The organism is Actinomycetes bacterium (assembly GCA_036510875.1).
Taxonomy (GTDB): Bacteria; Actinomycetota; Actinomycetes; order Prado026; family Prado026; genus DATCDE01.
Genome location: DATCDE010000277.1, coordinates 1 through 13905 on the forward strand (window position 1 = coordinate 1; position 13905 = coordinate 13905).

Below are 13905 nucleotides of genomic sequence, written 5' to 3' on the forward strand. Positions count from 1 at the left end.
CCGCAACACCACAAGCCGGGCAAGGTGCACCAGACCAAGGCGATCGCCGACACCGACACCGACGACGAACCCGCGGGCTGGTCTGTTCAACCAGACCCGGTCGCAGACCAGCACGCCTAAGCTGAGCCGCCGAACCAGAACGTGCCGATCGCGTGCGCTGAGGGTGCACGCGAAGTGCCGATCATGGGCCGCCGTGGAGGCGCAGGTGTCTGGTCGGGGTTCTGGTCTGGGCGGCCTGGAGGCGCACGCATGTCCGGCCGATCGGGTCCTTGCAGATCTAGCGTCGACGGTTCCAGCCGATGAGGAACATCAGCGCCCCGACCAGGATGAGGCCTTCCGACGCGCCCAGCAGCCCGGGGCGTCTGGCCGGGTCGTGGACCAGGAACAGCACCGGCGTGGTCAGGAGGACGCCGAGCACCATGAAGGCCAGGCCGCTGCGCTGGAAACGGCCCCGCTCGCGACTGGGCATCCCTACCCCCGTTCACCGGCGAGGACCAGCCGGCTGCGGCGGTCCTCGACGGCAGGCTATCGGGGGAGGAAGACGTACGTTCGGCGGCCGGGGCTGTCGTTTCGGTGTCTGATCGGCGAAGGTGGACCCATGCGCGGCACACCGACGAGTCACGGCGACCCGGACCGACCGGGTCCGACACCCCGGCAGGTCCAGCAGTGGCGACGGCGTACCGGCCGCACGACCAGGACAGGCCAGCACGTAGCCACGAGAACCCTCTCGTCCCACCTCGCCCCGACGTGCCGTTCGCGCGCGCTTGCATGGGGGTGGAAGCAGGCGCTAGCGATCACTCGGGTCGAGTAGGTGACGTCCGACGAGGTCGACCAGTTGTGGGTGTGATCGGCCGTTGCTGATCAGTGCGCCGTTGATGGGCTGGTCGTATCTCTGTGGGTTCCCGGCGATGTCCGTGACGGTGCCCCCGGCCTCCTCCACGATCACCTTCACGGCCGCGATGTCCCAGACGGACTGTGCGGGGAACACGCAAGCGGTGATCTGGCCGGCGGCGACCAGTGCAGCCGCGTAGGTGATGCTGCCCACGGAGAAGATTCGCCCCCCTTGCCTGATGACGTCCGAAGCAAGCGCCGCGTTGTCGGTCAACCCGAACTGGGCTCCCGGGATAGACACGATTGCGCCGCTCAGCGGTGCGTCGCCGACCCCAAGCGAGACGCCGTTGACGGTGCCACCTTGGCCCAAAGACGCCTCAAAGCGCCGGTCAAGATAGGGGTCATAGAGGATGCCCACGACCGGCTCGCCGTCCACCACCAGCGCCAGCGAGAACAGACTCGTCGGAACACCTAGGGTGAACGGCAGCGTCCCATCGATGGGGTCGCACACCCACACTCGGTTCGACGAACCAACCGGGCTGCTGCCCTCTTCCCCGATGACGGCGTCATCGGGGAAGTGAGTCCTGACCTGTTCCATCACGAGTTCATTGATCGCTTCGTCGGCGGCCGTAACGGGCGTTCCGTCCCCCTTGCTGCGGGACGCGACGCCCATACGGAAGTGCCGGCGCATGATCTCGCCAGCCTGATCGGCCAGCGATCTAGCGAAGTCGAGTTCTGGAGTCACGGCCCCATCCTCCCTGTAGCCCCGGCGAATGGCCTGCATGCGACCCGCGGGCACTCGCGCAGCTCCCTCTTTCGCCGGCTGCGAGGTTCATCTCGAGGTGCAGACGGTGAGCATCCACGCCGCGACCGGCGTATGGTGGTTAGTGCTGGGCAAACAGCCAGCCCGGATGCGGAAGCCCTCAGTTCCTGGGTCTCCATGGAGCGTTACGCTCAAGGTCGGGCACGTTCGGTGATCTCCGTTCTCGAGGGACACCATGGAACCGCTGCCAGCCGCTCGTTTCTGTGCTTCCCGTAGGCGTCGTCACCGAGACGCACTATCGAGAGCACCGCGTCGCGCTAGACCCCGGATCCGTCCGGAAGCTGGTCGATGTTCCCGCAGAACAGCCTGGACCAGATCGAGAAGATCTCCGGCTACCTCAAGCTCGGACCCGAGGAAGGTGCGAAGGTCCTCACCGGTGGTGCGAAGGCGGAGCTGCCCGGCGACCTCGCCGGGGGTCAATTCATCCAGCCCACTGTCTTCCAGGGCCCCAACGACATGCGCGTCTTCCAGGAGGAGATCTTCGGACCGGTGATCACCGTCGCCTCGTTCACGGACTACCGCGAGGCCATCGCGATCGCCAACGACACTATCCACGGGCTTGGCTCGGGAGTGTGGAGCCGCGACGCCGACCTCGCCTACGAGGCCAGCCAGGACGTCGCGGCCGCCCGGGTATGGGTACACGTACAACCAGTACCCCGCCGGCGCCGGATTCGGTGGGTACAAGCAGTCCGGCTACGGCCGCGAGACCGACCAGAAGACCCTCCACAACTACCAAGAGGTCATGAACGTGCTGGCCAACCACGACCCCAAGTCCCTCGGCTTCTTCGCCTAACCCAGGGCGTGTCAGCCACCCCAAATGTTTGGAGCACGTCATGAAAGCAGCCGTTGTCACCGACTTCCATGCCCCTTTGGAGATCCAGGACCTTCCGATCCCCGAGCCGTCGCCGGGCCAGGTCCTGGTCCGCATGGAGACCAGCGGGTTGTGCCACACCGACATCCACGCCGCGCACGGGGACTGGCCGGTGCGTCCGACTCCCCCGTTCGTCCCGGGTCATGAGGGCGTCGGGTTCATCGAGCAGCTCGGTGCCGGGGTCACGACCAGAACGGTGGGTGATCGGGTGGCGATCGCCTGGCTGGGCTATGCGTGCGGCCAGTGCCGGTACTGCATCGGGGGGTGGGAGACGCTGTGCGAGCAGCAGCAGAACTCGGGGTACTCGGTGAATGGGACCTTCGCCGAGTACGCCGTCGTCCCGGCGGCGTTCGCCACCCCGGTTCCCGACGGGGTCTCCTCGCGCGACGGGGCGCCGTTGACGTGCGCCGGCGTGACCACCTACAAGGCCGTCAAGGTCGCGCGGGTCGCTCCCGCAGAGACGGTGGCCATCTTCGGCATCGGAGGTCTCGGGCACCTCGCGCTGCAGTACGCCCGCATAGCCGGGGGCTTCACGATCGGCGTCGACATCGAGGACGAGAAGCTCGCCATGGCCACCAAGCTCGGCGCCGACCACGTCGTCAACGCCCACAAAGTCGACCCGGTTGAAGCCATCCAGAAACTGGGCGGCGCAGATGTCGCCGTCGCGCTCGCCGCGTCACCGGCCTCCTTCGACCAGGCCTACCGCTCGCTGCGACGTGGGGGCCGACTGGTTTGCGTCGCGCTACCCGCCGACAACGGGGCCCTGACCCTGCCGATCTTCGACACCGTCATCAACGGCAAGACCGTCAACGGATCCATCGTCGGCACCCGCAACGACCTGGCCGACGTCTTCAAGCTCCATGCCGCCGGACGCACCACGGTCATCTCCGTCGAACGCAAGCTCGACGAAGTCAACCAGTCCATCGATGACGTGCTCGCCGGCAAGGTGCCCGCCCGGGTGGTCTTCCAATTCTGACAATCCCGGCAGTCGGCATGCGCAAGGCCAGCGAGCGGACTGTAATCCGTTACGAGCAGCCAGGCGGCTCGCTGTGGAATGCACTGGACGACCGCCAGCTGACCAGTCTTCTGACCGACTCCGCCCCCCGATCCACCACCGAGTAGGACAACGCCCGTGACGAGAAGTCAGATGTTCACCACCGCCCGCCTGGACCTGGAATACCCCATGTCCCTAGGCGTGTACGACCAGTACGCCAAGGCCCAACATGTCGTGGACTACCTCGCCGACCAGGACTTCCCCGTGCAGAACGTAGAAATCGTGGGCACCGAACTACGCTCCATCGAGCGAGTCACGGGGAGCCTGACCCGCGGCAAGATCGCTGCCGCCGGTGCCCTGTCCGGGCTGTGGATCGGACTGTTCGTGGGGATCGCGTTCAGCCTGTTCAGCGACCGGAACCAGCTCGGTTTTCTCCTCACCACTCCCCTGCTGGGGGCGGTGTTCGGGCAGGCGTGGAGTCAGCTCGGCTACAGCACCGCGACCCGGCGCGGCACCCGCGACTTCGCCTCGATCAACCAGATCGTCGCCACCAAGTACGAAGTGCTCGTGGAGCACAAGCACGCCGCTCGCGCGCACGAACTCCTCGCGACCTTGCCACGGGAGGCGACACTCTGACAGCTCGTACCGGCCGCCAATGGGCCGCGACGGACGGTTCGTAAAACAGGCTCTCCCGGCATGAGTGTGGGTCAGGCCGCGGCTCGTTCGTGAGGTAGTACGAGGTCGATGGGTCCGCAGGAGAGCATGACCAAGGCGAGTGCGGCGGTGGGTGAGTGGAAGCCGTAGGCCCGTCGGATGATCAGGCGGACGTGGTTGTTGAGCCCTTCGGCCCGGGCATTGTTGATCTTTAGTCGGATGGCCGCGAGGATCCCGTCGTGGTGTTTGCGGATGGTCTTTGCGACCTTCACGAACGGGGCGAGCCGGGAGCGGCTGGCCTTGGAGCACCACCGGGCGATCAGTTCGATGGTCTCGTCGGGAGTCAGGTCGCCGGAGAAGATCGCCCGGAAGGCTTCCTTGAGGCTGTAGGCGCGCCACAGGTCTCCACCGCGGTTGCGCAGTTGCCGCAAGGTCGCGGCTTGGTCGCAAGTGAGGTTCTCGGGTCGTTTGAGCAGCGACCAGCGCGCGCCCTTGAACTTCTTCGCTGCGGCCTGGTCGGGGAGCTGACGCAGCTGGTTCCAGGTCTGTCGGCGGACCACGTCCAGGGCGTCGGTTACAAGCTTGACGGCATGGAACGGGTCGATGCAGATCACGGCCTGCGGGGCGTGCCCTTCAGCCCGGACGCTCTTGAGGAACGCCGGACCCATGTCCATGCTGACTGCTTGTAGGGCAGCGGATCTGGTCTCGCCGAGCTCGTCGAAGAACGCGTCCAGGGTGGCGGTGTCCTTGCCTTCGGCGCCCCACACGATCTTCTTGCCACGGTGATCTGTGACCAAAGTGAGATACCGGTGGTGCTTGCGCCAACTCACCTCATCGACACCGATGCTGACCAGCCCGTCCAGACGCCCAGGGTCCAAGCCGTCGGCGACAACGCGTTCGCAGATCCGCCCGACGCTGTCCCAGTCCACCCGGGACAGCCGCACGATGGTGGTCTTGTCGGTCTTGGTCGCCAAGAACGCGATCAGGTCCTCAAAGTCACGGCTGAACCCCGAGCGGTGCCGAGCGAACGGGACAGCCTCGACCCGGATCCCGTGGGTCGGGCAATCGAGCCGGCGCAGCCCGGCCCGAACCAGCACCTTCCAACGGCCCATGTCAGTGTGCCGCCAGCGGGAGAACACCGGCCGGGTGTCGTAACAAGCAGCGGTGCTGAACGTGCACTCGGGACACAGCAGCCGACGACGCCGCAACGCCACATCGACGACGACCTGGTCAGCCTCGAAGCAAACCTCCGTGACCCCCGCCCCGGGAAGGCTGAGCAGGCGGTTGAATGCAGTCGTGACGCGCACGGGTGTCCCTTGTTTGGTCTGGTGTAGGAACCCCCAAACCTAGGTCCGCGCCCGTGCGCGTCACTCAACCCTCAGCACGCCACCCCGATCCCTTGCCCAGCAAGGCAGTCCATGACCCACACACCCAGAAACGACCCACACTCATGCCGGGAGAGCCGTAAAACAGATCCGGCGCCCACTACCACTAGGAGACGATCTTCGATGACACAGAACCACAACGCCAGTCTCTATACCCTCGGTGATCGCGGTCAGACAGTCGATGGATCAGCCAACGATGTCCGCGGGCGGCAGGTCAAGGACAAGAACGGCGACGGCATCGGCAGGGTCGCTGACCTGCTTGTCGATGACCGAGAGAACAAGGTCCGCTTTCTGCTGGTCGAACACGGCGGATTTCTGGGCTTCGGCGAAACGAAGTCGTTGATACCTGTCGACGCCGTCACCAAGATCACCGAGGACGACGTGTTCGTTGATCAGTCACGCGAGCGGGTCGCAGCGGCGCCGGGCTACACCCCGGATCTCATCGATGACCGGCCGTACCACTCCAGCATCTACAGCCATTACGGGTACGCACCGTACTGGGGCGAGGGCTACATGTATCCCGCCGGCCTGGCCATGCTCCCGATGGCGCCGCCGCGGAACCGACCCTGACACATCATGGGATCCCGCCACAACGCAGCCGGCTGAACGTCGAGATCACCCCGGCGACGACGACTTACCGAGTCCTGGACGGGCAAACACTGTCGGTGCGGCACGACGGGCAGGCCCTCGTGGTGTCCGCCGGCAGCCCGATCACCTCCCCCACCCTGAGCACGCCGATCTGCGCGGCCCCGACCCAGCCGCCGGGCCGGACGCCCCGGCCTCACCGAGGCGCCTCGTGAAAGACGAGAGCCCGTCCCCGGGCGCCGATGTTCTCGTCATCTTCGGTATCACCGGAGACCTCGCCCACACGATGACCTTCCACGCCCTGTACCGATTGGAGGCGGCCGGCCTGCTGGATTGCCCGATCATCGGCGTGGCGAAGGACACCTGGTCACAGGAGCAGCTGCTCGACGCGATCGGTGCCACCGTACGGAAGTCCGGCGACGAGCCGCAGGCCGCCGTGATGGCTGGATTGGCGCGTCGGTTGAGCTACCTGCGCGGCGACTTCACCGACCCGGCCACCTACCACGAGCTCGCGTCCCGGTTGACCGGCAGATCGCGGCCGCTGTTCTATCTGGAGATCCCGCCCGCCCTGTTCGGTCCCGTCGTCGCTGCTCTCGCCCACGCGGATCTGCTGACCCAGGCCACCGTGATGATCGAGAAGCCCTTCGGCGACGACCTCGCCTCGGCCCGCGCCCTCAACGACGAACTGCACCAGGTCCTCGACGAGGATCAGATCCTGCGCATCGACCACTTCCTGGGCAAGCAGCCGGTGCTCGATATCCAGTTCCTGCGCTTCGCCAACGTCATGTTGGAGCCGGTGTGGAACCACGCCCACATCGCCGCCGTGCAGATCAGCATGGCCGAGGACTTCGGCGTTGAGGACCGGGGCCCGTTCTACGACGCGGTCGGCACCCTGCGCGACGTGGTCCAGAACCATCTGTTGCAGGTGCTGAGCCTGATCGCGATGGAACCGCCGGTCGGGCCTGGGCCGACAGCCCTATGGGACAAGAAGGTCGAAGTCTTCCAAGCCATGGCCGACGTCGACCCGACCCAGTGCGTGCGGGGTCAGTACGACGGATACCGCGCCGTCCCCGGAGTGGCAGCAGGCTCGGCAACCGAGACTTTCGTTGCGCTGCGGCTGCAGGTCGACAACACCCGCTGGGCCGGCGTGCCGTTCTTCATCCGTGCCGGCAAGGCCCTGGCGACCCGATCCACCGAAGTGAGGGTGCTGTTCAGACGCCCACCCCGCCTGGCGTTCCTCGACCAACCCCGCCACACCCAGCCCAACCAGCTCGTCTTCCGGATCGACCCGGAGCCGGGCTTGCGCCTCGTCTTGCTGTCCAAAGGCCCACAGGGCAGGGCATCCCGCGACGTGCACCTAGACCTTCCCTTCGCCGCTGAACTCGGTCCACCTCCCGGACCCTACGAACGTCTGCTGCACGACGCGCTCACCGGCGACCACACCCTGTTCACCCGCGAGGACGTGGTCGAGGAAACCTGGCGCGTCCTGCAGCCGCTGATCGAGCACCCACCGGCGTGCACGCCCTATCCCCGTGGGTCGTGGGGCCCGCCCGAGGGCGACACGCTGCTGCGCGGGCACCCCGCCTGGCAGCCGCCATGGCTTCCCGACCCAAACCAGCCGGAGAGCTGAACCCGACGCCCGGCCGACCAAGGCAGTTGGTTGGCTCAACACCTGACACGACAGGAGAACATGCGATGACCACTCACACCCCGATGCAGATCGGCATGGTCGGACCCGGCCGGATGGGCGCCAATCTGGTCCGGCGGTTGCTGCGCGACGGCCACAGTTGCGTGGTCTACGACACCGACGCCGTCGGCTCGTTGACGACCGACGGTGCCACCGCTGCCACGTCGGTGGCCGACCTGGTCGAGCAGCTTTCTGCGCCCCGCGCGGTCTGGGTGATGGTGCCCTCCGGAGAGATCACCGGCAAGACCATCGAAGAGGTGGCATCCCACATGGAACAAGGGGACGTGATCATCGACGGGGGCAACTCCTACTACCGAGACGACATCGCCCGCGCTGCATCCCTGTCCGATAGGGGCGTCCACTTCGTCGATTGTGGGACGAGCGGCGGGGTGTGGGGAATTGACCGGGGCTACTGCCTCATGATCGGCGGCGAAGACGACGTCGTCGAGCACCTCGGACCGATCTTTTCCACCATCGCACCCGGAATCGACGCCGCACCCCGGACCCCGGGCCGCACCGGGGAGCCTGACTCGGCCGAGCACGGCTTCTTGCATTGCGGACCGAACGGGGCTGGACACTTCGTGAAGATGGTCCACAACGGCATCGAGTACGGGATGATGGCGGCCTTCGCCGAGGGCCTCAACGTCTTGCACAACGCGAATGCCGGCAAGAAGAGCGCCGCGTCCGACGCCGAGACGGCCCCGATGGAAGAGCCCGAGTTCTACCAGTTCGACATCGACACCACCGCGGTGGCCGAGGTGTGGCGGCGCGGCAGCGTCATCGAGTCGTGGCTGTTGGACCTGACCGCGACCGCCCTTTACAGCTCGCCTGATCTCGCGGAGTACGCCGGGCGGGTGTCGGACTCGGGTGAAGGCCGGTGGACTTCGATCGCGGCGATCGACGAAGGGGTCCCCGCCCCGGTGCTCACCACCGCCCTGTACTCCCGATTCGCCTCCCGGGGCCTGGATGACTTCGCCGACAAGGTGCTCTCGGCCATGCGCAAGGGCTTCGGCGGCCACGACGAGAAGAAGGCTTGAGGCGGCTGAGGTGGCCGAAGCGACCGACCCCGCTAAGCCAATCGTCGTGCTGTTCGATGTCGACGAGACCTTGGTGCACACCGGTGGCTCGGGGGCGAGAAGCTGGAGGGCCGCCTTCGACAAGCTCCACGGCAACCCCCGCCGACATCGGCGAGCACAGCTCGGCGGGCGAGACCGACCCGCAGGTGGCCCGCGCCACCTTCAACGCTGTCCTTCACCGCGACCCGAGCGACGACGAGCTCAGCCGGCTCTACGCCCAGTACCTGCTGCACCTAGCCGAGGACATCGGGGTATCAGAGGGCTACCGGGTGCTCCCCGGGGCCGAGAAGGTCCTGCTTCGCCTGGGGGAGGCTGGGGTCATACTCGGCCTCGTCTCTGGTGCCATGGAAGGCGCCGCACGCACCAAACTCATCCCAGCCAACCTGAACCGGTTCTTCGTCTTCGGCGCCTACGGCTCGGACTCACCCGACCGGACCGAGCTCACCGGGCTTGCCATCGAGAAGGCCGCTCGATTGCACGACGAGCTCACCCCCTCCGAGGTGTTCGTGGTGGGCGATACCCCCCACGACATGAAGGCGACCAATGCGTCGGGTGCGGTGTCGGTTGGGGTGGCGAGCGGCCACTACTCGATCGATCAGCTCAAAGCGGCTGGTGGCGCCCACGTGCTCGGCTCGCTAGAAGAAGGTTTCCCAGGTCTGTGACAGCGAGAACTGACGTGAACCGACATTTGACGATCCGAGCGGTGGCTTACGGCCCGCAACTGGGCATAGCGCTCGCTCGATCAGCCGATGTTCGTGCGAGAGTGGACCTCGTGACCTTGGCCGATGAGGATCTCGCTCACCATGGCGGGCGAGAACAGGCCGTGTTCCTGGGTAGTACGCAGCGAAGTTCGCCAAAGACCGAGCAGCCTTCGTCCCCCGCAACGGATGATCGTGCTGTCTGACCGGGTGGTCTCGAGGCGCCGCAGGGTGCTCGCCGATGCCTTCCGAACCCAGCTGTGGCCGTTGCCCGCCACCGCCGTCGTGGTTGCGCTGGCCGCGGGTGTTGCGCTCCCGCGACTAGGGCGTGTCTGACGGATGGTCGGTGCTGGGTCGGTCAGGCTGTGTTCATGTCTGAGCGACGCGTGTTGAGCGATGCGATGTGGGCTCGGTTGGAGCCGTTGCTGCCGGATCGGACGCCGCGGCGGGGTGGGCAATGGATCGATCACCGTGAGGTGGTGGAGGCGATCATCTGGCGGTCGCGGACCGGGTCGCCGTGGCGGGACCTGCCGGCGGGTTTCCCCGCGTGGCAGACGGTGTGGTGGCGGTTCGACCGGTGGGCCAAGGACGGCACCTGGGACCGGGTGCTGGTCGAGCTGCAGGGCCAGGCGCAGGCCGCCGGTGAGCTGGAGTGGGTGGTGTCGGTCGACTCGACGATCGCCCGGGCGCACCAGCACGCTGCGGGGGCGCGCCGCACCCTTCGGGGGGGCCCAGTCGAATTACACGGTTGCGTGGCCTGAGCCGGCTGATCATGCGTTGGGGCACTCCCGGGGCGGGTGGACGACCAAGGCCCACGCCGCGGTGGATGCCCGGGGACGGCCGCTGTCGGTGCGGCTGACACCGGGCCAGGCCGGGGACAACCCCGAGCTGCTGGCCGTGCTGGGCGACATCGGCGTCCCGACCGGACACCGGCCCCGCTGCCGCCCGGACACGGTGATCGCGGACAAGGCCTACTCCCACCCCTCGACCCGCCAAGCGCTGCGGCGCAAGGGCATCCGGGCGGTCATCCCGCAGCGGTCCGACCAGATCGCCCACCGTCTGGCCCGCGGCAGCAGGGGCGGCCGACCACCCGCCTTCGACCCGGTCGCCTACCGCGGCCGCAACGTCGTCGAACGGGCCTTCGGCCGCATGAAGCAGTGGCGCGCCATCGCCACCCGCTACGACAAACACGCCCGCAACTACAGGGCCGGCATCGTCCTCGCCGCCATCGTGCTGTTCTGGCTGCGATGAACCATCAGACACGCCCTAGATGCCCACCTCGATGATGGCTTGCCAGACGCGGTGTCCGGTTAATTGTTCGGCGGGGGTGCGGATGCCGCGAGGTCGGTGCTCGTCGCCGTTACCGGCTCGCTGATCACCGTGGCCGCGTTGACGTTCTCCCTCACCGTGGTGACCTTGCAGCTGGCCAGCAGCGAGTTCTCCCCCCGGCTGCTGCGGACATTCATGTCCGACCGGGTCGTGCAGGGCACGCTGGCGCTGTTCCTGGCCACGTTCGTCTACGCACTGACGGTGCTTCGCACCGTGCGGACCAACATCGCGGGGCAGCCGGGATTCGTGCCTCAGCTGTCCGTCACCGTCGCCTACGCACTGGCAGTCATCAGCGTCCTCGCACTGGTCGGGTTCCTGTCCCACCTGGTGCGCAAGATCCGCGTCGAGGCCATGCTCCTCAACGTAAACCGCGAGGCGTCCCAGACCATAGAGACGACCCTCCCGCCACGCGACCACCCCGGCCCGCAGGGCCGGCCCCCGCAAGTCCCGGCAGACGCCGCCGTACTGTTGGCCGACCGCTCCGGCTTCCTGACCTCCATCGACCAGGAGGCGCTGCTCGACGCTGCGACCAGCGCCGACGCGTCCATCAGTATCGACCGGGAACCCGGTAGCTCACTGGTCGCCGGCACTCCGGTCGGTCGCCTCTGGAGCCGCGAGGCCGACAAGCCGCTGCGTGCAGACCGCCTCGCCCAGCTCCAGGACGCGGCGGCCAAGGCCCTGCACACCGGATTCGAACGCACCGCTGCACAAGACATCGGGTACGGCCTGCGCCAGCTCACCGACGTGGCAGTCAAAGCACTCTCCTCCGGCATCAACGACCCGACCACCGCTGTCCACGCCCTCGGACACATCAGCGCCCTGTTGTGCGAGCTTGCCGCCCATGACCCGGGCCAGCGCGTGCTGACCGACGAGCAAGGCACAGCCCGCGTCGTCCTGACCGGCCCGGACTTGGGCGACCTGCTCGATCTCGCGGTCGCGCAGCCGCGCCGCTACGGAGCCGCCGACCCCGCCGTCCTCGCCCGGCTGTTCACCCTCCTGCGCGAGCTCGCCTGGTCCCACCCACCAGCCCGCCCACCACCAAGCCGTCGCAGATCAGCTGGGGCGGCTCCGTACCACCGTCACCGGGCAGCGCTTCGATGACGCCGAACGTGCTGGCCTCGCGGAGATGGCCTCCTCGGTACAGAACGCGCTCGAGCATCGCTGGTTCCCGTGACCATCAGCAGCTCGGCTCGACGCTGCACGTGAAGTGATGCTCCTATTGTCAAACGAGGGCTGTTCTGGGTAGGGCGTTGAAGACTTCGCGGGCGATGGAGCCCTTGAGGCAGCGGTTGGCTTCGCTCTTGGTCTTGCCTTCCTCCTGCCGGCGTTCGACGTAGTCGCGGGTGTCCCGGTCGGTGGCCAGGCGGACGATCGCGATGCGCCACAGCGCGGAGTTGGCTTGCTGGTCGCCGCCGCGGTTGAGCCGGAACCGATCTTGGATCTGGCCGCTGTTGACCGGGATGGGTGTCGAGATGCCACGGCCGGTTCAACGCCGAGGGAACTCTATAGTGGCGCGGTGAACCTGCTGCCGACGTTGCCGATCTGGGCCGAGTTGTTGGTCTTTGTCGCTAGCGCGGGCGTGATCTGGGTGGCGGGCACGTCTCTGTCCGACTACACCGACGTCCTGTCTGACCGGCTTCACCTCGGCCAGGCCCTGGGCGGCCTGATCCTCTTGGCTGTCGCCACGAACCTGCCCGAGATCGCCATCACCTACAGCGCCGCCGCGAGCGGGCATCTTGACGTCGCCGTCAGCAACATTCTGGGCGGTGTCGCCCTCCAGACCGTGGTGCTGGTCGCATTGGACGCGTTCGGGGTCCGGGAACGCCGACCGCTGACGTATCAGGCCGCGAGCCTGACGCTGGTCATCGAAGGCGCCGTCGTCCTGGCTGTCCTCGGTGTGGTGGTGATGGGCACCCAACTGCCCAAGAATCTGGTGTACGCCCGCCTGTCGCCTGACGTCGTAGCCATCGCCGTGGTCTGGGTGGTGGGGCTTCTGCTAACCCAACGCGCCAGCAAGTCACTGCCGTGGTCGGACAGCGGGGAAGCCCCTGACAGCCAACCCGAGCCGCGGGGTCACTCCCAGCGCAAACGCGCCGACCAGGCCACTCGCGACGGGGTCAGCACCGCCAAGGCCGCGCTTATCTTCACCGCAGCCGCCATGGCCACCCTGGTGACCGGAGCCTTGGCCGAGCAAAGCGGCATCGCCGCAGCCGACCACGTCGGGCTGTCCGGTGTGCTGTTCGGAGCCACGGTCCTCGCCGCGGCGACGTCGCTACCTGAGCTCAGCACCGGCCTGACCTCGGTCAGACAAGGCGACTACAAACTCGCCTTCGGCGACATCTTCGGAGGCAACGCGTTTCTACCGGTCCTGTTCCTGCTCGCCGTCCTCGTCTCGGGCAAGTCAGTCCTGCCCAACGCCCACGCCTCCGACATCTACCTCAGCGCCCTCGGCGGCCTCCTCACCATCGTCTACATGGCCGGGCTGCTCTTTCGTCCTAGCAAGGAACATGCCCGCCTGGGGATCGACAGCATCGCCGTACTCGCCGTTTACGTGATCGGCGTCGCCGGCCTCATCGTCCTGCCCCAGTAACCCACCCGTGTGACGCGCCCAGCGCGCTGAAGCATCGATCGAAGCAGCCGGCCGCGGCCGAGCAGACCGCGCCCGGCCAGGCACCACGATCTCTCGCGGACCTACTCAGTCCGCTACCACGCCGATGCCCCCAAACCTCTCTCGCGGCCGGCGGCCTCATCAGCGAATCGCGCTACCTGATCAGCTAGCACAGCGCGCCTCGCCCCGCGTGGGCCTTGGGCCAGCTTCGTTCGCGTCCATCGGCAACGAGCCGGGGCCCTGATGGTCAGAGTTGGCTGCGGAGTGACTCCAGTTCCTGGTGGCGTTTGTCTGTCGTCTCGGGGTAGGCCATCTTCAGTTCGGACAGCGTGTCGAGGACGATCTGGGAGATGATGAGTCGGGC

At 67.1% G+C, this 13905-nt stretch carries 12 protein-coding genes and 2 pseudogenes; 10 read left to right on the forward strand and 4 right to left on the reverse strand.

Annotated features, from left to right (window positions below):
• Positions 1-277: 277 nt before the first annotated feature.
• The gene (locus tag VIM19_16265) at positions 278-469 is read right to left on the reverse strand and encodes a hypothetical protein (protein ID HEY5186410.1); all 192 of its coding nucleotides are present in this window, start codon (positions 467-469) and stop codon (positions 278-280) included.
• 318 nt (positions 470-787) lie between these two features.
• On the reverse strand, positions 788-1576 hold the full coding sequence (locus VIM19_16270; protein ID HEY5186411.1) for an inositol monophosphatase: 789 nt from the start codon (positions 1574-1576) through the stop codon (positions 788-790).
• Between the two features lie 366 nt (positions 1577-1942).
• Here VIM19_16270 and VIM19_16275 point away from each other — a divergent pair, with 366 nt between their 5' ends.
• The 3 genes from VIM19_16275 to VIM19_16285 all read left to right on the forward strand — a co-directional run bounded on the left by VIM19_16275 (position 1943) and on the right by VIM19_16285 (position 4155).
• Positions 1943-2491: an aldehyde dehydrogenase family protein gene (locus VIM19_16275; protein ID HEY5186412.1), complete on the forward strand. Its 549-nt coding sequence runs from the start codon at positions 1943-1945 to the stop codon at positions 2489-2491.
• Complete coding sequence (locus tag VIM19_16280) at positions 2488-3501, forward strand: zinc-dependent alcohol dehydrogenase (protein ID HEY5186413.1); 1014 nt, start codon at positions 2488-2490, stop codon at positions 3499-3501. Before VIM19_16275 ends, VIM19_16280 begins: the two co-directional genes overlap by 4 nt.
• Before the next feature lie 171 nt (positions 3502-3672).
• Positions 3673-4155 (forward strand): general stress protein, encoded by a 483-nt coding sequence (locus VIM19_16285; protein HEY5186414.1) that lies wholly within the window; start codon positions 3673-3675, stop codon positions 4153-4155.
• Between the two features lie 71 nt (positions 4156-4226).
• Here VIM19_16285 and VIM19_16290 read toward each other — a convergent pair whose 3' ends face one another.
• Positions 4227-5480, reverse strand: coding sequence for an ISL3 family transposase (locus VIM19_16290; GenBank protein ID HEY5186415.1), 1254 nt, complete (start codon positions 5478-5480; stop codon positions 4227-4229).
• 201 nt (positions 5481-5681) lie between these two features.
• Between VIM19_16290 and VIM19_16295 the strand changes: the two genes are divergently transcribed.
• The 6 genes and pseudogenes from VIM19_16295 (at position 5682) to VIM19_16320 (ending at position 12107) form a co-directional block, all read left to right on the forward strand.
• Positions 5682-6128 carry a PRC-barrel domain-containing protein gene (locus tag VIM19_16295; protein ID HEY5186416.1) on the forward strand — a complete coding sequence of 149 codons (447 nt, stop codon included), beginning with the start codon at positions 5682-5684 and terminating at the stop codon, positions 6126-6128.
• Positions 6129-6354: 226 nt separating this feature from the next.
• On the forward strand, positions 6355-7773 hold the full coding sequence (locus tag VIM19_16300) for a glucose-6-phosphate dehydrogenase (protein HEY5186417.1): 1419 nt from the start codon (positions 6355-6357) through the stop codon (positions 7771-7773).
• Positions 7774-7856: 83 nt separating this feature from the next.
• On the forward strand, positions 7857-8867 hold the full coding sequence (gene gnd / locus VIM19_16305) for a decarboxylating 6-phosphogluconate dehydrogenase (protein HEY5186418.1): 1011 nt from the start codon (positions 7857-7859) through the stop codon (positions 8865-8867).
• 185 nt (positions 8868-9052) lie between these two features.
• Positions 9053-9568, forward strand: coding sequence for an HAD family hydrolase (locus VIM19_16310; protein HEY5186419.1), 516 nt, complete (start codon positions 9053-9055; stop codon positions 9566-9568).
• 407 nt (positions 9569-9975) lie between these two features.
• Positions 9976-10855, forward strand: a protein-coding gene (locus tag VIM19_16315) for an IS5 family transposase (GenBank protein HEY5186420.1) whose coding sequence is annotated in 2 segments (ribosomal slippage) — positions 9976-10338 and positions 10340-10855 — 879 coding nt in all. Because the reading frame shifts where the segments join, the coding sequence is not laid out codon by codon here.
• A 15-nt stretch (positions 10856-10870) separates the two neighbouring features.
• A pseudogene (locus VIM19_16320) lies at positions 10871-12107 on the forward strand (DUF2254 domain-containing protein).
• 48 nt (positions 12108-12155) lie between these two features.
• On the opposite strand, the pseudogene VIM19_16325 reads toward VIM19_16320, so the two are convergent.
• Positions 12156-12410 (reverse strand): annotated as a pseudogene (locus VIM19_16325) (transposase).
• Positions 12411-12458: 48 nt separating this feature from the next.
• Between VIM19_16325 and VIM19_16330 the strand changes: the two are divergent.
• Positions 12459-13523 (forward strand): sodium:calcium antiporter, encoded by a 1065-nt coding sequence (locus VIM19_16330; GenBank protein HEY5186421.1) that lies wholly within the window; start codon positions 12459-12461, stop codon positions 13521-13523.
• The last annotated feature ends 382 nt before the right edge of the window (positions 13524-13905 follow it).